Origin of the sequence: Streptomyces sp. NPDC088706 (genome assembly GCF_044752765.1) — a bacterium.
In the GTDB taxonomy this organism is placed as follows: domain Bacteria; phylum Actinomycetota; class Actinomycetes; order Streptomycetales; family Streptomycetaceae; genus Streptomyces.
Genome location: NZ_JBIVLW010000003.1, coordinates 319,118 through 335,933 on the forward strand (window position 1 = coordinate 319,118; position 16,816 = coordinate 335,933).

The window sequence follows — 16,816 nt, forward strand, 5'->3', positions numbered from 1 at the left end:
AGGCGGACGCTGTACCGAGTCGGAGCGAGCTGGAGGCAGACATGGGCAGGATCGTCGTGGGCGTGGACGGGTCCGATCCCTCCATCAGGGCACTGCACTGGGCCGTACGTCAGGCCGAGCTGACCGGTGACACCGTCGAGGCCGTGAACAGCTGGGAATACCCCGCGACCAGCTGGGCCTCGATGATGCCGGGCCTGCCGGAGGACTTCGACCCGCAGGCGCTGGCGACCGTCTCGCTGAACGAGGCGCTGGAGGAGGCCCTCGGCGCCGAGGGAGCGGCCGCGATCAGCAGGATCGTGGTCATCGGCAACCCCGCTCAGACCCTGTTGGACCGGGCCCGGGGCGCCAGTCTGCTCGTCGTGGGCGCCCGCGGCCGCAGCGGCCTCAGGGCGACGCTGCTCGGTTCGGTCAGCCTCCACGTCACGCAGCACGCGCCGTGCCCGGTGACGGTGGTGCGCGACTGAGGATCCACTGCCGGTGACCGGGGGGCGCGCCCTCCCGGACCTGGTCACCGGCCGGTTCGGACCCGGTCACCGGCCGGTGCCGGGCGGGTTCCGAGCGGGTTCCGATCCGGTGCCGGGCGGGTTCCGAGCCAGTCCCGGGCCGGTCCCGGGCCGGTCCGCGCGCAAAAGCGGGAGCCGTTGTCAGTGGGTCCTCCTATCGTGTGGTCATGACCCCTGCTCTGTTCGGGCGCGACCATCCGGCAGGCGTCCTCCGCTCGGAGATCGTCCGGGCCACGGACAGCCACGGAGGTCTCGTGCTGGTCACAGGTGAGGCCGGGATCGGAAAGACCACCCTCGTCACCGAAGCCGCGCATGAGGCGCGCCGGCGCGGGGCGCTGATGGTCGGCGGTTCCTGCTGGGACTCCGACAGCACCCCGGGTTACTGGCCCTGGGTGCAGGTGCTGCGCGGACTGCGCCGTTCCGCCACGGCGGCGGAGTGGGCGGCGGCCCAGGAGGCGTCGGACGGGCGGCTCGGCATCCTCCTCGGCGACCCCGCGACCGACGCCACGGCCGCGGGGACGGGTCCGAGTACGGGCACGGGTGTGGGCACGGGACCCGGACCGGGTAGTACGGGACCGAGTACGGGTACGGCTCCGGGTCCGGGCACGGAAGGGGCGGACAGGGACGGCGGGGCGGCCGCCGGAGCCGGCGCACCCGGCACTTCCGGACCTGGCACTTCAGCAGCTGGTGCTCCCGGTGCGCCCGGTGCCTCGTCGGACGGGGCCGAGGCCTTCGGGCTGTACGACGCGGTGACCACGGCCCTCGTCACCGTCTCGCAGAGCCGCCCGCTGGTGGTGGTCCTGGACGACCTCCACAGCGCCGACCCGGCCTCGCTCCGGCTCCTCGAATTCGCCGCCCAGCACGCCTGGTTCGAGCGGCTGCTGCTCATCGGCACCTACCGGGACGTCGAGGTGGAGGCCGTCGGCCACCCGCTCCAGCAGCTGATCCTGCCGCTCGTCTCGCGCGCTTCGGCCACCCTCACCCTGACCGGCCTGGCCCGCGACGAGGTGGGGGCGCTGATGGCCGTGACGACGGGCCGCGAGCCCGCGCCCCACCTGGTCGACGAGGTCCACCGGCGTACCGGCGGCAACCCGTTCTTCGTCGAGCAGACGGCCCGGCTCTGGCACAGCGGCAGCCCCGTCTCCACCATCCCGCCCGGGGTGCGGGAGGCGGTCCGGCAGCGGCTGAGCCTGCTGCCGGACGCGGTCGTCTCGCTGCTGACCGCCGCCGCCGTGCTCGGCCGGGAGTTCCGCCGGCAGGTCCTGGCCGTGGTGCACGGTTCCCCGGTCCCCCAGGTGGAGCGGCTGCTGGAGTCGGCGATCGTCGCCCGGGTCGTCGTCCCGCGCCCCTCGGGGAGTTACGCCTTCGCCCACGACCTGCTGCGCGAGACGCTGTACGCCTCCCTGAGGGACGCGGACGCCCGCCGCCGCCACGCCGATGCCGTACGGGCGTTGGACGCGCACGGCGGCCTCGACGACGCGGTGCTCCCCGGTGACCTCGCCCGCCACGCCCACCTCGCCGGGGCGGAGCTGGAGCGGGACCGCCGGATCGACCTGCTGCTCGCCGCCGCCCGGGACGCCTCGGGGCGCCTGGCCGACGAGGAGGCCATCGGCCACTACCGCCGGGCCCTGGTGGTGGCGTCGGGGGAAGCGGGCCCGGAAGCGGTCGGTGGGACAGGCGCGGCGGCGGCGGAGAGGGCGCCGGCCCGCGACCGCCGCCGGACCGCGTTGATCTGCCTCGACCTCGGCAAACAGCTGCGGCACGCCGGGGAGAGCGCCGAGGGGGACCGCCTGCTGGACCGGGCGGTCGTCCTGGCCCGGGAGCTGGACGAGCCCGAGCTGCTGGCCCGGGTGGCGATCACCCTGTACCGCCAGGGCGCCCTGGGCGGCGGTGAGGCGTTCATGGTGACGCTCCTGGGCGAGGCCCACCGCAAGGTCACCGGCAAGGACGGGCAGGACAGCCTCTCCGCCGACCGGCTCGCGCAGGAGCTGGCCATCCACATCATGGCCCTGGCGCGCAACGGCTCGGACGACGAAGCCCTCGCCTTCTCCCTCTGGGCGCGCCACGACTCCGTCTGGGGCCTCGGCTCGGCGGCGGAGCGGCTCGGACTGACCGACGAGATGGCCGTCGTCGGCCGTCGCACCCAGAACCTGGACATGGAGCTGCACGCCACCTCCATGCGGTGGGTCGCCCTGCTGGAGCTCGGCGACCCGGCCTTCATCGACCAGTACCGCACGTTCGTCCGGGCCGCCGAGCGCTCGGAGCTGCCCCGGTTCGCCCTGGGCATCGCCGTCGACAGCAGCCTGATCGCCTCCCTCCAGGGCCGGTTCACCGAGGCGGTCGAGGCCCTCCACGGCGAGGCGCTCGCCCCCGGGGGTGAGGACCACGAGGCATTCGGCTTCATGCGGTGCCATCTGCACTGGTCCCTGCATCTGCTCCAGGGGCGGTTCGCGGAGGCCGAGAAGATCCTCACCGTCCTCCCGGGCGCCCGGTACCCGCACCCCGGGCTGCTGGAGGCGCTCACCGCGGTGGAGCAGGGCGACGCGGCCCCGGCCCTCCGCCTGATCGCCGAGCAGTCGGACCGCCCGGCCCCCTATCCGCGGCCGTTCATGCCGCTCTGGCTCCGACTGCTGGCCCAGACGGCCGCCACCACCGGCGACCGGCACCTCATCACCCGCGCGGAGGACGAGCTCATCCCCTACACGGGCCAGTGGGTCGTCTCGCTGTACGGGTGCGACATCGGCGGCCCCGTCGACCTCTGGCTCGGGCTGCTCGCCGCCGCCCGCGACGACCGGGACGCGGCGGTGGCCACGCTCACCGAGGCCGCCGCCTCCGCGGACCGCCTCGGCGCCCGCCCCTGGTCCGTACGCGCCCGGGTGCGCCTGGCCCGCTCCCTCCTCGCCCGCGCGGCGCCGGGCGACACGGACCGGGCCCGCACCCTCCTCACCGAAGTGAAGCGGGAGGCAGCCGAGTTGGGCCTGGACCACCTGGTCTCCGAAGGGCCCGCCCTCCGCACCGCCCCGTCGGCCACCGACCACGGGGCCGTCGTCCGCTCCCCCGTCCCCGCCCCGGCCGCGGCGGAGTTCCGCCGCGACGGTTCGGTATGGCAGCTGCGCTGGGACGGCCGGACCGTGCACGTCCCCGACGCCAAGGGACTGCGGGACCTGCACAGCCTGCTGGGGCTCCCGGGTGCCGACGTCCCGGCCGTGCAGCTGCTCGCCCCCGAGGGTGGCAGCGTCGTGGTCGCCGCCGGGCAGCTGGGCGGCGACCCGGTGCTCGACGAGGAGGCCAAGCGCCGGTACAAGGACCACCTGGCCAGGCTGGACGCCGAGATAGACCGCGCGGCGGCGCGGGACGACACCCGGCAGGTCGAGGCGTACGACCGGGAGCGGCAGGCCCTCCTGGACCAGCTGCGCACCGCGGCGGGACTCGGCGGGCGGAGCCGTCGTCTGGGCGACCAGACCGAGCGCGCCCGTAAGACGGTCACCGCCCGCATCCGCGACACCCTGCGCAAGCTGGACTCCCTCCACCCCGAACTGGCAGCCCACCTGCGGGAGTCCGTCACCACGGGAACCACCTGCGCCTACCGCCCCGGCGTCTCCCCCGAATGGCGGCTGTGACCCGGCGCCGAACAGGCACCGGGCCACAGAGGTCGTACACGGAGGTCGTTCACGGAGGTCGGTCACGGAGGCCGGTCACAGGGGTGGGTCACCGCTGGCCGTTCACTTCCGGTTGTAGAGCCGCATCGTCACGGAACCGAAGACGACCATGATCACTCCGGCCCATCCCAGCGACCAGACGAGATCGGACGCGGGCCAGTTGCCCGCCATCAACTCGCGGACCGCCGTGGCCAGGTGGGTGATGGGGCTGTTGTTCACGAAGGCCTGCAGCCAGCCCGGCATCGTCTTCGGGTCGACGAAGACGTTGCTCAGGAAGGTCAGCGGGAAGATCACCATCATGCTGACGCCCATCACGGACTTCTCCGTGCGCAGCAACAGCCCGAACATGGTCCAGATCCACGAGAACGCGAACGAGAACACCAGCAGCAGGGCCACCCCGGCCAGCACCCCCAGCACTCCGCCTTCCGGTCGGAACCCGATGATCATGCCGACGGTGAGCATCACCAGGGAGGCCAGCACATAGCGCAGGACGTCGCCGAGCAGATAGCCGACCATCGGTGCGGGCCGCCAGATCGGCAGCGTACGGAACCGGTCGAAGACACCCTTGGTGATGTCCGTGTTGACCGAGACGCCCGTGTACATCGTGATCATCACGACGCTCATCACCAGGATGCCGGGCAGCAGGAACTGGATGTACTCCTGCGTGGAGCCGGCCAGCGCCCCGCCGAAGAGGTACGTGTACATCAGGACCAGCATGATCGGGAAAGCCGTCACATCGAAGAGCTGATCCGGCACATGCTTGATCTTCAGCATGGCGCGCCAGCCGAAGGTGAAGGAGGCCGACAGCGCGCTGGGCCTCGGCGGCCGGTCCAGGCCCACCAGGAGAGCCGAGAGGCGCTCCCCGTCCGGTGCGGCGAGTGCGACGTCTTCGAGCTCTGTCTTGGTGGTCGCGGTGCTCATGCCGCCACTCCCTTCTTGTCCGTGAGGGCGAGGAAGACCTCGTCGAGGCTGGGCTGTCCCAGCGAGAAGTTGTCGACGGTGATGCCGGAGCGGGCCAGCTCGGCCAGGGCCCGTGCCGCCTGTTCCGCCGCGCCCCGGTCGGAGCCGTGCGCGTCGATCCGGGCGGTCAGCGCCACCGGGTCCGCGTCGAGTTGGACCGCGGCGTCGAGTTCGAGCGACAGCACCCGCTCGGCTTCCGGCCGCTGGGCGGCGTCCCGCAGCCGCAGGTGGACGGTGCCCGAGCCGACGGAGGCCTTGAGCTCGCCCTTGGTGCCCTCGGCGATCACCCGGCCGTGGTCGATCACGGCGATCCGGGACGCCAGCTGATCGGCCTCGTCCAGATACTGCGTGGTCAGCAGCACCGTGGTGCCGTGCGCGACGACCGCGCGCACGATGTCCCACACCTGGTTGCGGCTGCGCGGGTCGAGCCCGGTGGTCGGCTCGTCCAGGAAGAGCAGATCGGGGGTGTTGAGGATGGAGGCGGCGATGTCGATGCGGCGTCGCATGCCTCCTGAGTAGTTCTTCACCTGCTTGCCCGCCGCCTCGGTCAGCCCGAACCCTTCGAGCAGCTGGGCCGCCCGGTCGCGGGCCGCCGGCTTGGAGTGCCCGAGGAGCCGGGCGAGCAGGATGAGGTTCTCGGTGCCGGTCAGGTCCTCGTCCACCGAGGCGTACTGCCCGGTGAGACTGACCCGGCTGCGGACCGCGTCGGCGTCCTTCACCACGTCCTTGCCGAACACCCGGGCGGAGCCGTCGTCCGGGCGCAGCAGTGTGGCGAGCATCCGCACGGTGGTGGTCTTCCCGGCGCCGTTGGGTCCGAGGACCCCGTAGACGGTGCCGGTCGGGACGGCGAGGTCGACGCCGTCCACCGCGCGGTTCTCGCCGAAGACCTTCACCAGCCCCGTGGTCTCGATGGCCAGTTCAGTGCTCATGAATCCATTCCTTGTACGTCGTCGTCGATGGTCGGGGGGCGGGCGTGGGCCGGGGCCGGCGTCAGGAGACGTAGGGGCGGACCACTCGCGCCTCGCGCAGGGCCCAACCCCACCAGCGGAGCTGGTCGAGCATCAGCCGCGCCGCCCTCTCCCGTGCGCAGGCTCCGGCGCGGTCCTCCAGCGGCGTGTGCAGGAAGTCGAGGGCGACCCCGTTGCGCAGGGTCACCGTGTGCAGCTCGGTGAAGACCGAGCGCAGCTGCTCCACCGCGTACAGCCCGGACGAGCCGTGGCCGTAGCTCACGAATCCGACCGGCTTGGTCCGCCACTCGTCGTACGCGAAGTCGATGGCCTGCTTGAGGGAGGCGGGGAAGGAGCGGTTGTACTCCGGGGTGATGACGACGAAGGCCTCGGCCTCCCCGATCGCCCCGGCGAACTCCGTCATCTGCTCCGTCGCCCGCTGCGGGTAGTGCACGGGGAAGTCGAACTCCGCGAGGTCCAGCACGACGAGGTCGAGCTCGCCGTGCGCCCGGGCACACTCCAGGAACCAGCGGCCGACCGTGTCGCCGATGCGCCCCTCGCGCGTGCTGCCGATGATCACCGCGACCCGCAGCGGGTCCCCGTCGGTGCCGGCCTCCGCCGTCACGGCGGTCTCCCTGTCGTCCGTCATCGCGCGCTCCTCCTCCCGCTTCCTCCCGGCTTCCTCATTCCTTGGGCGCCAGACGCCGGGGCGCGACCGCCAGATCCGATCTGGCGGCCGCGCCCACGGTCGGTGTCCACGGCTGGAAGGCCCCTCGCGGCCGGCTCCCGGCGGTCAGCGCTCCCTGGAGTAGAAGAAGTAGAACGTCGCCAGGAAGACGCCCACGCCCACCGCCAGGCCGAGCACGATCGATCGCGGCACGCCGGTATCCGTCAGGCTCACCAGGAAGCCGATCGCGCCGGCTGTCAGAGCGCCGTATGCCACTGCCCGCAGCCCGTACGGCAGCGTCCGCTGGATCCGGCCCAGCGCGAAGCAGAGGGCCGCCACCGCCGCACCGGAGACCAGGGCCAGGACGACCTGCCCGCCGGTGCTGGGGCCGCCGTCTCGGCGGATGAACGCCGCGTAGAACCCGTAGGTGATGCCGAGGGAGAGAGGGACCGCGGCGGAGAGCGGAGTGAGACGGTGGGGCCGGGCGTGCGCGCTGGCCCCCTTCCGGCCGGGCATGGCTGCGTGTGTGACCATCGCGGACAGTTCCTTCCGTCGCCCCGTCTCGCACCCCCGTTTCTCCAGAGCACACCCGCCCGCGCGGCCCGGCAACTCGAACGGCTCACCGCCCGGGGCGGCCCGGCCCCGGACGCGCTTCCCTGGAGGGGTGCGGACCTCTCTCTCGGCGACCTCGGCGGCCCTCTCGGCCGTCCTGCTCGTCCTGCTCGCCGTCCTGGTGCCGTTCAGCGCGCTCTCCGCCTGGGTCGACCTGGAGATCGACGACACCGACCGGTACGTCGCGGCCGTCTCCTCGCTCTCCTCCGACCCGGCGGTACAGAGCACGGTCACGGACCTGATCACCGACGAGGCGATGCGGCAGATCGACCTCGGCCCGCTCCAGGACACGGTCCGGGACTTCCTGCACGAGACCGTGCGGTCCTTCACCACCACCGAGGCCTTCGGGAACGCCTGGGACACCGCGAACCGGACCGCCCACGAGGCGGTGACCGCCGCGCTGGACGGTGACAGCGGCGAAGCGGTCACCATCGACCTGGCCCCTGTGATCGAGCAGGTCAAGCGGGATCTGGTGCGCCAGGGGGTGCCGTTCGCGGACCAGATCCCCGTGCAGCGCACGGAGATCACGGTGATCGGCGCGGACCGTGCCGACACCCTCAGGGACTCCTTCCGCTGGCTGCGCTACTGCAGCATCTGGCCGGCCGTCGCCACGCTGGTACTCCTCGTGCTGGTGGTGGGCATCGCAACCGTACGGGGCGGGCTCCCGGCCGCCCTGACCGCCATGGCAGCCGTCGGCGCCGGGTTCGTGCTCGGGGCGATCGTGCTGCGGATCCTCGTGGCGGTCGGCCGGAGCCGGGTGCTGGACGAGGTGCCGGGCGGCGACCGGGACGCGGCGGCGGCAGTGGTCGACGCGCTGACCGCCGCGCTGCGGACGACGGTGTGGGTAGTGCTGGTGGTCGGCGCGGTCCTGCTGGTGGGGGCGGTGCTGGCCCAGGTACTGCTGGGGCGCCGCAGGGCCGGACAGCGCTAGGACCGGCCAGCGCGCTGACGGAGCCGTACGGAGAACCCGGCGCCCCGGGAGTCGCCCCATACCGACAAGCGCGGGATGTCCGTCCCGATGTTTCACGTGAAACCCTGTCCCGTCGTTTCACGTGAAACGACGGGACAGAACCCCTACGGAGGACCGCCGGTCGGCTCAGAGCTCCGGCGGGCGTCCCTGGAGGCGCTCCATCTCACGGCGGTCGCGCTTGGTCGGGCGGCCCGTACCCCGGTCCCGTACCGGAACCTGGATCGCCAGCTCGCGGGGCGGCGGAGGCGGGCTGTTGTCGACGAAGCAGTCGGTGGCCACCGGCGGGCCGACCCGCTTCTTCACGATCTTCGACACGACGACCACCCGGTCCCGCCCCGCGTGCCGGAGCCGGACCTCGTCGCCGACACGGACGGCCTGGGCGGGTTTGGCCCGCTCGCCGCCGACCTTCACATGCCCCGCCCGGCAGGCGGCGGCCGCCTGGGCACGGGTCTTCGTCAGCCGGACCGACCAGATCCACACGTCGACCCGGACGCTTCCTTCCGTCTGCGGCGCGTCACCGGAAACCATGGGTCCGACTCTAGTCCGGTGGACGTCGGCGGGCGCCGCCCAGCAGACTCGGATGTACATCAGGCCCACACCGGATCGGCACAGGCCTGATGGCCGATCGGCCCCACCACGAGAGGGGCGGGCCGGGGTCACACGCCGATGTCGCGTCCGTCCTTGCGCCAGACCGCGACGACGGAGGGGCGGACGATCTTCCCGGGCCCGTCCGGCCAGGTGCTCGCCGGCTTCTCCACCGAGGCGCCGTCGATCTCGCCCGGGTGCTGGACGGCGACCAGGACCCGGCGGTCCTGGATGACCGGGCCGCAGGTCTCCGCACCGGTCGGGACGGTCAGGAACTGCTTCAGCTCACCGCGCCGGTCGCCGTGGGTAGCGACGCCGAAGAGGCCGTCGTGCGAACCGAGCTGGTTGCCGTCCGTGGAGATCCACAGGTTGCCGTGGTCGTCGAACGCCACGTTGTCCGGGCAGGAGATGGGGCTGACGCTCTCCTTGGGGAAGCCCGCGAAGTAGGTCGCCGGGTCGTTCGGGTCGCCCGCGACGAGGAAGAGCCGCCAGGCGAAACCGTCACCCGCCGGGTCGTCCCAGTTCTCCGCGAGCTCCAGGACCTGCCCGTGCTTGTTGGCGTTGCGCGGGTTCGCCTCGTCCGCCCCGGCCTTGCCCGCCTTGCCCCGGTCGGAGTTGTTGGTGAGCGCCACGTAGACCCGGCCGGTGCGCGGCGAGGGCTCGACGTCCTCGGGCCGGTCCATCTTGGTGGCGCCGACCTTGTCACCGGCCAGCCGCGTGTAGACGTACACCTCGTCGGCGGTCATCCCCGGCACGTGCGAGGTGGTGCCGGTGGCCAGCGGGATCCAGACGCCGCTGCCGTCGAACTCGCCGTCGGTGGGCAGCTTCCCGGTGCCGTCGATCTCGGCGGACGGCGAGTCTCCGGTCAGCTTCGCCACGTACAGCGTGCCCTCGTCCAGCAGCGTCAGGTTGTGTTCGCGGGCGGCCCGCGAGTTGCCCTTCTTCATCCGCTTGCTGGAGACGAACTTGTAGAGGTAGTCGAACTTCTCGTCGTCACCCATGTAGATGACCGGACGTCCGTCCGAGGTCAGCCGGGGCTGGGCGGCCTCGTGTTTGAACCGGCCCAGCGCGGTCCGCTTGCGCGGGGTGGAGTCCGGGTCGTACGGGTCGAGTTCGACGACCCAGCCGAAACGGTTGGCCTCGTTGGGCTCCTGCGCCAGGTCGAACCGCCGGTCGAACCGCTCCCACTTGCGTTCGGTGGCGGTGGAGCCGATCCCGTACCGCTTGTGCATGTCGGTGGTGCCGTTGGCGAAGTACTGGTTGAAGTTCTCCTCGCCGTGCAGCGTGGTACCCCACGGAGTCGTGCCGCCCGCACAGTTGTTGAGGGTGCCGAGCACCTTGCGGCCGGTGCGGTCGGCGGAGGTACGCAGCAGAGCGCTTCCCGCGGCCGGTCCGGTGAGCCGGAATTCACTCGTAGCGGTGAGCCTGCGGTTCAGCGGGTGACGGTTGACCGGGCCGAGCTTGCCGGTGCGGTGCTCCTCCTGGACGACGACCACGGAGAGTCCGTGCGCGGCCCAGGCGATCTCCACCTGCTCGCGCGTGGGGTTGGCCGGATCGTAGCCGCGGAACATGAGGATCTCGTCCGTGTACTCGTGGTTGGCGACCAGGACCTGGCGGCCGTGCTCACCGCGGAGCGGGAGGAGCGAGAGGAAGTCGTTGTTGTAACCGAACTGGCCCGCCTGCGCCTTGGCGGTCTGCTTGTCCGGGTCGAAGGCGGGTGCCCCGCGCAGGATGGGCTCGCCCCAGCGGATCACCACGTTCTGGCTGTAGCCGTCGGGGACGGTGACCTTGTCGTCCTTGTTCGGCGCGACCGGCGAGAACCGCAGGCCCCGGGCGCCGGACCGGGCGGGTTTGTGCGGCGGGCCCGGTTCGTGGCCGTGCCCGGTGAGCGCGGCTGCCGCCGCCTGGGGGGCGTTCGGGCCGGTCAGCGCGGCCGTCCCGGCTGCCGCGGCGACCGTGACCACGGCGGCCGCGCGCATCATCGAGCGGCGCGAGACCGCACGGGCGATGATGTCGTCGGCGTACTCGTTGTCGCTGGTGTTCGGCGTCTCCTTGAAGCAGGCGTCCCCGCAGCGGAAGCGGCAGGTCAGCGCGGACCGCCCGCCCGGGTGGGAGCTGATGAGCGGCAGCAGGTTACGCACGTGGATTCCCTCCGTCGGTGTCTCGTGCGTGACGGTAGGTGCGCCCGCACGCGGTCCGACGGACTCCCGGTGAACGGCGGGTGAAGTCCGGGCCACCGCTGTTCCCTTGGCCGTCCGCGGGTACGGCCCCGGACTCGGTCCGGGATCGGTTGCGGCTCGGTTGACGCCCGGGTGGGCCGGACCGGCGAACGGCCGGATCCGGCCGCTAACCTTACGTATCCGTCCTGGCCAGGGATGAAAACGCCCCGGTCGGACATTCCCCGCACCCAACTCATGCGAAAGGCCTCGCCCATGGGCATTCGGAGCTTGCTGCGTAAGGTGTTCGGCCGCACGGAGCAGGACGAGCCGACCACGGCCACCGTCCCGCCCCAGGCCGAGCGCGTTCAGTCCACGGAGCCGGGACCGGAGACCACTTCGGCGGCCGGGTCCCCGTCGGACCCGAAGACGTCCGAGCCGAATTCGTCGGAGCCGAAGACGTCCGAGCCGAGGGTTCCGGAGCCGAAGGCGTCGATTCCGGCCCCGGCTTCGCCGGTCGCGGAGACCACCGACGGTGAGGCCGGTGCGGCGGACCTGGTGGCCGCGGCCTTCGACAAGGCGCCCGCCGCTCCGGCGAAGCCCTCACCGACCGTTCCGGCGCAGGGGTCGGGTCCGGAGGCGAATGCGGAGGCGGAGCCGAAGGCCGAGCCGGTGCCGGAGACCGTCGCGGAGCCGAAGGGCGAGCCGGTGCCGGAGACCGTCGCGGAGCCGAAGGGCGAGCCGGTGCCGGAGACCGTCGCGGAGCCGAAGGCCGAGCCGATGCCGGAGACCGTCGCGGAGCCGAAGGCCGAGCCGATGCCGGAGACCGTCGCGGAGCCGAAGGCTGAACCCGTGGCGGAGACCGTCCCCGGGCCGGTCGCGGAGCCGAAGGCCGAGCCGGTCGTCGAACCGGTCACGGCGGATGAGCCCGCCGTGGAGCCGGTGAAGGCCGCGGAGCCGGTGAAGGCCGCGGAGCCCGTCACGACGGACGGGCCCGCCGCCGAGCCCGAGAAGGCGGAGGAGGCTGCTCCGGCACCGGCCGCGACCCCGGAGCCGATCCCGACTCTGGACCCGATCACGATCGACTTCGACTTCGACCTCGCCCCGGAGCCCGAGTCGACGCCCGAGTCCGCGCCCGAACCGGAAGCGGAAGCCGCACCCACTCGGGAAGCAGCCCCGGAAACGGGAGCAATCCCCGCCCCCGCAGCTGCCCCCTCGACCGCGGCCCCCACCGAGTTCGACGAAGCCGCCGAGGTCGACGAAGCCGCCGCGACCGCCGAACCCCCCGCGACCCCCGTCGCAACCCCCGCGCCCCCCGTCGCACTCCCCACAACCCCCACAACCCCCGCGGCGACCAAGGCGACCCCCACTCCCAGGCCCGCCACCACCCTCGCCCGCGTCACCGCGCGCGCACCCCAGCTCGTCGCCCCGTACAAGGCGGCGCAGGTGGCGCTCAAGGCGCACGGGCTGGCCGGGCTCCGCGCCCGGGTCTACCTGGTGCTGGACCGCTCGGGCTCCATGCGCCCGTTCTACAAGGACGGCAGCGCCCAGCACCTGGGCGACCGCGCCGTCGCGCTCGCCGCGCACCTGGACGTCGAAGCCACCGTGCCCGTCGTCTTCTTCTCGACCGACATCGACGGCACCGGAACAATCGAGCTGGCCGCCCATGAGGGCCGTGTCACCGAGCTGAACGCGGGGCTCGGGCGTCTGGGCCGGACGAACTACCACCGCGCGGTCGAGGAGATCGTGGCGCACCACGAGAAGTCGCAGGCCACCACCCCGGCCCTGGTGATCTTCCAGACGGACGGCCCGCCGGACGCCAAGCAGCTCGCCCGCCAGGCGCTGGCGGACGCGGCACGGCTGCCGCTGTTCTTCCAGTTCGTCGGCTTCGGCGAGCAGGACGGCAAGGGCTTCGACTTCCTGCGGAAGCTGGGCGCCCCCAACGCCGCGTTCTTCCACGCCGGCCCGGCCCCGCGCGAGATCACGGACGCCGAGCTCTACCGGGAGCTCCTCGCCGGGCTGCCGACCTGGATCACGGCCCGCGAGACCCGCTCCGAGGGCTGATCGACCGGCAGCCGTACGGTCACGGCGAGACCGCCGCCCTCGGGCCCGGGACCGCCGTGACCGCCGCCCTCCGGGCCCGGGACCGCCGTGACCGAACCGCCCGGCACGTCGTACGCCACCGCGCCGGCCGACAGGTTCGACGGGCCGGCCCCGCCTCCGCCGCCCCCTCGGACCGCCCGATCGCGCCGCGCCGGGCAGCCGTTTCACGGGGCGTAGCCGGCGCCCGGTACGGGCCGGGCGCCGCGCCGACGCGGGGCACGGACCCGGGAGACCAGCTCGGGGAACTCGAAGGGTTCGCTGACGTAGTCGTCGGCCCGAGGTCGAGCCCGGCGACCCGGTCCTGGCGCCGGAGGCGGTCAGCATCAGGATCCTGGTGCGCGAGCCGGAGGCGACCGGTCGGTGATGACGGAAGGGGACGTTTCGCAAAGCTCTCCACCGGAGGGGACTCCTCCGCGCACTCACGGGGCCGGTTTATCGATGTGAGTGGATCTTGATCGGGCCGTTAGGATTTCGACCATGGCGGCCACTGGATCCGAGAAGCAGGGGGCGACGGCGTACTACGTCTCGACCCCCATCTACTACGTCAACGACGCTCCTCACCTGGGCCACGCCTACACGACCGTCGCAGGCGACGTGCTCACGCGCTGGCACCGCCAGCGCGGCGAGAAGGTGTGGTACCTCACCGGCACGGACGAGCACGGTCAGAAGATCATGCGCACGGCCGAGGCGAACAACGTCACTCCGCAGGCTTGGTGCGACAAGCTCGTCGAGGAGGCGTGGAAGCCCCTCTGGGAGCATCTGAACATCGCGAACGACGACTTCATCCGGACGACGGAGAAGCGGCACACCGACCGTGTGCAGGAGTTCGTGCAGGACCTGTACGACAAGGGCGAGATCTACAAGGGCGGGTACGAGGGCCCGTACTGCGTGGGCTGCGAGGAGTACAAGCTCCCCGGCGATCTGATCGACGGCGAGGGCGAGTTCGCCGGGCAGAAGCTCTGCCCGATCCACAAGAAGCCGGTGGAGCTCCTCAAGGAGGAGAACTACTTCTTCAAGCTCAGCGAGTACGGCCCGAAGCTGCTGGAGTTCTACGCGGCGAACCCGGACTTCATCCAGCCCGAGTCGGCGCGCAACGAGGTCGTGAACTTCGTCGAGCAGGGTCTGCAGGACCTGTCGATCTCGCGCTCGACGTTCGACTGGGGCGTCCCGGTGCCCTGGGACGACAAGCACGTCATCTACGTCTGGATCGACGCGCTCCTCAACTACGCGACGGCCGTGGGCTACGGCGCCAACCAGGAGAAGTTCGACGGTACGTTCCCGGCGAACGTGCACCTGATCGGCAAGGACATCCTCCGCTTCCACTCGGTGATCTGGCCCGCGATGCTGATGGCGCAGGGCCTGCCGCTCCCCGGCAAGGTCGTCGCCAACGGCTGGCTGATGGTCGGCGGCGAGAAGATGTCGAAGTCGAACCTGACCGGCATCAAGCCGCAGGACCTGACCTCGCACTTCGGCGTGGACGCCTACCGCTGGTACTTCCTGCGGGCGATCGCGTACGGCAGCGACGGCTCGTTCTCCTGGGAGGACTTCACCGCCCGCTACACCTCCGAGCTGGCCAACGACTACGGCAACCTCGCCTCGCGCGTCGCGGCCATGGTCGGCAAGTACTTCGGCGGGGCACTGCCGGAGGCCACGGCCGCCGGTGACGCCGAGCGGGCCGTGCAGGAGGGTCTGGCGAAGGCGGTGGCCACGGCCGACCGGAAGATCGGCGAGGAGCTGGACTTCCAGTCCGGCATCCTGGCGGTCTTCGACTTCGTGAAGCAGGTCAACGGCTACATCACGGAGCAGGAGCCGTGGAAGGTGGCCAAGGACACCACCCCGGAGGGCCAGGCCCGCCTGGCGACCATCCTGTACACGGCCGCCGAGGCGCTGCGCGGGGTCGCGGTCCTGCTCAACGCGGTGATGCCGGACACCTCGCAGCAGCTGTGGGAGTCGCTGGGCGCCGAGGAGTCCCTGGGCGCGCTGGCCGACCAGAGGGTCCAGGACGCGGGCACCTGGGGCGTCCTGCCCGTCGGCGCGACGGTGACGAAGGGCGCGGTGCTGTTCCCGCGCCTGGAGGAGAAGCCGGCGTAGCCACCGCCGTACGTACGTGAGGAGCCCGGGACCACGAGCACTGGTCCCGGGCTCCGTTCGTACGGCGTCGGGTCAGCGCACCCAGCTCTTGAGCGCTCGGTGTCCAGCTCGATCCCGACCGGGTCGGGGAGGGTGACGGTCTTGCCGTACGGCACCGTCACGACCTGCTCGTAGCGCACACCGTCGGGCTGCGAGTGGACCTTGACCCCTTGACCCCAAGTTTCCCGTTCACGAACTCCAGCCGCAGCACCTCCTCCGCGCGTATGGCGCTACGGGCCAGCTCCTCGAAGACGTCCTGCGTCAGGACGCGGTCCTCGACCACGCTCACGACGACCTCCTCCTGCACCGGGTCACCGGGCCACCGGGCCACCGGGCCACCGGGCCACCGGGTCACCGGGTCACCGGGTCACCGGGCCACTTGTACCGAGTCACTTGTACCGGGCAACATCCTCAGCGTACGAAGCAAGGGCCCCCGCCCGTAGCCCAGATCACCGCTCCAGCGTCTCCGCGTCCCCCATCACGATCACCGGGTCCAGCTCCGGGTCCAGGGTGCGCAGCAGCTCCTCCATGCGCTCCTCCGGGATGGAGACACAGCCCTGGGTGGGGCCGCCGTGGTCGACGTGGATCCAGATGCCGCCGCCGCGCCCGAGGCCGAGGGGGCGGTGGCGGTCCAGGGGGGTGACCCCCGCCGTGCGGTTGTAGTTGATGGCGACGACGTAGTCGAACGAGCCTTCCAGGGGCTCCCCGAAGAACCCCTCGCCGTCCACCGCGAACCGGGGGTGTTCGTCGTACGGGAGCAGAGCCCCCGGGTCGGGGAGCCGACCGCCCGCGTCGGTGAGGGAGTAGACACCCTTGGGGGACCTCCGGTCGCCCGCCACATGATGGTCGGTCCAGCCCTCCATGCCGTTGTGGGCGTCCCAGGGACCGGCTACCGCCACCCACCCCCGCGCCAGGTCCTCGCGGCTGTACAGCACCGCGCTGGACCGATGGGCGTCCTCGTCCTCCCCGGCGACGACGAACGCCTGCCGGGCCCCCTCGGGGATCTCCGCCCGGGTCAGCGGCCCCAGGCCCGGGATCTCCGCGGGGCTCGGCGCCGGCTCGGCGGCGGCCGACTCCCGGTGTACGGAGGCGGCGTCGGACTCCGGGCCCGCCGCACCCTTCCCCGGGGCCCCCACCGGGGCCTTCGCGGGCGCGGTGCCGGAGGTGCAGCCGGTGCCGGCGAGCAGCAGGGCCAGGACGAGGAGCGGTGCGGTGAGCAGGGCGGGCGGGCGGCGCGGGACGGACACGGTGGCGGGCTCCTCGGATGACGGCGGACGGCGTGGCGGCGGCACGCGGTGCGAGAGGGGTGTCTCGGTGCCAGTCCTTGCCGGTCCCGGCGCGGCCGAACCCGATCCGGGGCCATCCGGCTGTACGGCGTCGCCCGGCCGCCGGGGAGCTCTGCGAGCCCGCGCGACGAACCCGGCCGTCTTCAGCTCCTGCGTGAGCACGACGAAACAGCCCCCGATCGGGTGATCGGGGGCTGTTTCACGTGAAACATCCGCCACGGCGAAGCGGCGCGGCGGC

13 protein-coding genes and 2 pseudogenes are annotated in these 16,816 nt (G+C 72.3%); 5 read left to right on the forward strand and 10 right to left on the reverse strand.

All coding sequences use genetic code 11. From position 1 onward, the window contains the following. The first annotated feature begins 41 nt into the window (after positions 1–41). Together ACIQAK_RS10905 and ACIQAK_RS10910 are read left to right on the forward strand one after the other, a co-directional pair. Positions 42–464 (forward strand): universal stress protein, encoded by a 423-nt coding sequence (locus ACIQAK_RS10905; protein ID WP_366388728.1) that lies wholly within the window; start codon positions 42–44, stop codon positions 462–464. A 206-nt stretch (positions 465–670) separates the two neighbouring features. Then, complete coding sequence (locus tag ACIQAK_RS10910; protein ID WP_366388727.1) at positions 671–4,123, forward strand: AAA family ATPase; 3,453 nt, start codon at positions 671–673, stop codon at positions 4,121–4,123. A 102-nt stretch (positions 4,124–4,225) separates the two neighbouring features. Here ACIQAK_RS10910 and ACIQAK_RS10915 read toward each other — a convergent pair whose 3' ends face one another. The 4 genes from ACIQAK_RS10915 to ACIQAK_RS10930 all read right to left on the reverse strand — a co-directional run bounded on the left by ACIQAK_RS10915 (position 4,226) and on the right by ACIQAK_RS10930 (position 7,270). Next, positions 4,226–5,083: an ABC transporter permease gene (locus tag ACIQAK_RS10915; protein WP_366388726.1), complete on the reverse strand. Its 858-nt coding sequence runs from the start codon at positions 5,081–5,083 to the stop codon at positions 4,226–4,228. Next, positions 5,080–6,051, reverse strand: coding sequence for an ATP-binding cassette domain-containing protein (locus tag ACIQAK_RS10920; protein ID WP_366388725.1), 972 nt, complete (start codon positions 6,049–6,051; stop codon positions 5,080–5,082). The genes ACIQAK_RS10915 and ACIQAK_RS10920 overlap by 4 nt, the downstream gene beginning before the upstream one ends. A 61-nt stretch (positions 6,052–6,112) precedes the next feature. Then, complete coding sequence (locus ACIQAK_RS10925; RefSeq protein WP_366388724.1) at positions 6,113–6,718, reverse strand: NAD(P)H-dependent oxidoreductase; 606 nt, start codon at positions 6,716–6,718, stop codon at positions 6,113–6,115. A 144-nt stretch (positions 6,719–6,862) separates the two neighbouring features. Continuing rightward, entirely contained in the window at positions 6,863–7,270 is a 408-nt protein-coding gene (locus tag ACIQAK_RS10930) for a hypothetical protein (protein WP_366388723.1), read from the reverse strand. Between the two features lie 130 nt (positions 7,271–7,400). On the opposite strand from ACIQAK_RS10930, the gene ACIQAK_RS10935 reads away from it, so the two are divergent. Then, positions 7,401–8,279, forward strand: a complete 879-nt coding sequence (locus tag ACIQAK_RS10935; protein WP_366388722.1) for a hypothetical protein — start codon at positions 7,401–7,403, stop codon at positions 8,277–8,279. 165 nt (positions 8,280–8,444) lie between these two features. On the opposite strand, the gene ACIQAK_RS10940 is transcribed toward ACIQAK_RS10935, so the two are convergent. Then, the gene (locus tag ACIQAK_RS10940) at positions 8,445–8,846 is read right to left on the reverse strand and encodes a S4 domain-containing protein (RefSeq protein ID WP_366388721.1); all 402 of its coding nucleotides are present in this window, start codon (positions 8,844–8,846) and stop codon (positions 8,445–8,447) included. A gap of 128 nt (positions 8,847–8,974) precedes the next feature. Further along, on the reverse strand, positions 8,975–11,044 hold the full coding sequence (locus ACIQAK_RS10945) for a PhoX family protein (protein WP_366388720.1): 2,070 nt from the start codon (positions 11,042–11,044) through the stop codon (positions 8,975–8,977). A 291-nt stretch (positions 11,045–11,335) separates the two neighbouring features. Here ACIQAK_RS10945 and ACIQAK_RS10950 point away from each other — a divergent pair, with 291 nt between their 5' ends. After that, positions 11,336–13,123: a VWA domain-containing protein gene (locus tag ACIQAK_RS10950; RefSeq protein WP_366388719.1), complete on the forward strand. Its 1,788-nt coding sequence runs from the start codon at positions 11,336–11,338 to the stop codon at positions 13,121–13,123. On the opposite strand, the pseudogene ACIQAK_RS10955 reads toward ACIQAK_RS10950, so the two are convergent. Both ACIQAK_RS10955 and ACIQAK_RS10960 read right to left on the reverse strand, forming a co-directional pair. Beyond that, positions 13,057–13,293 (reverse strand): annotated as a pseudogene (locus ACIQAK_RS10955) (hypothetical protein); the annotation flags it as partial. The gene ACIQAK_RS10950 and the pseudogene ACIQAK_RS10955 overlap by 67 nt on opposite strands. Positions 13,294–13,347: 54 nt before the next feature. After that, positions 13,348–13,522 (reverse strand): annotated as a pseudogene (locus tag ACIQAK_RS10960) (response regulator transcription factor); the annotation flags it as partial. Between the two features lie 117 nt (positions 13,523–13,639). Between ACIQAK_RS10960 and metG the strand changes: the two are divergent. Then, a complete protein-coding gene (gene metG, locus ACIQAK_RS10965; protein WP_366388718.1) occupies positions 13,640–15,253 on the forward strand; it encodes a methionine--tRNA ligase in 1,614 nt (537 codons plus the stop codon). 157 nt (positions 15,254–15,410) lie between these two features. Here the strand turns inward: metG and ACIQAK_RS10970 are convergent, their stop codons facing one another. Both ACIQAK_RS10970 and ACIQAK_RS10975 read right to left on the reverse strand, forming a co-directional pair. Then, a complete protein-coding gene (locus ACIQAK_RS10970) occupies positions 15,411–15,581 on the reverse strand; it encodes a hypothetical protein (RefSeq protein WP_366388717.1) in 171 nt (56 codons plus the stop codon). A 160-nt stretch (positions 15,582–15,741) separates the two neighbouring features. After that, the gene (locus tag ACIQAK_RS10975; protein WP_366388716.1) at positions 15,742–16,539 is read right to left on the reverse strand and encodes a L,D-transpeptidase family protein; all 798 of its coding nucleotides are present in this window, start codon (positions 16,537–16,539) and stop codon (positions 15,742–15,744) included. Positions 16,540–16,816 lie beyond the last annotated feature (277 nt).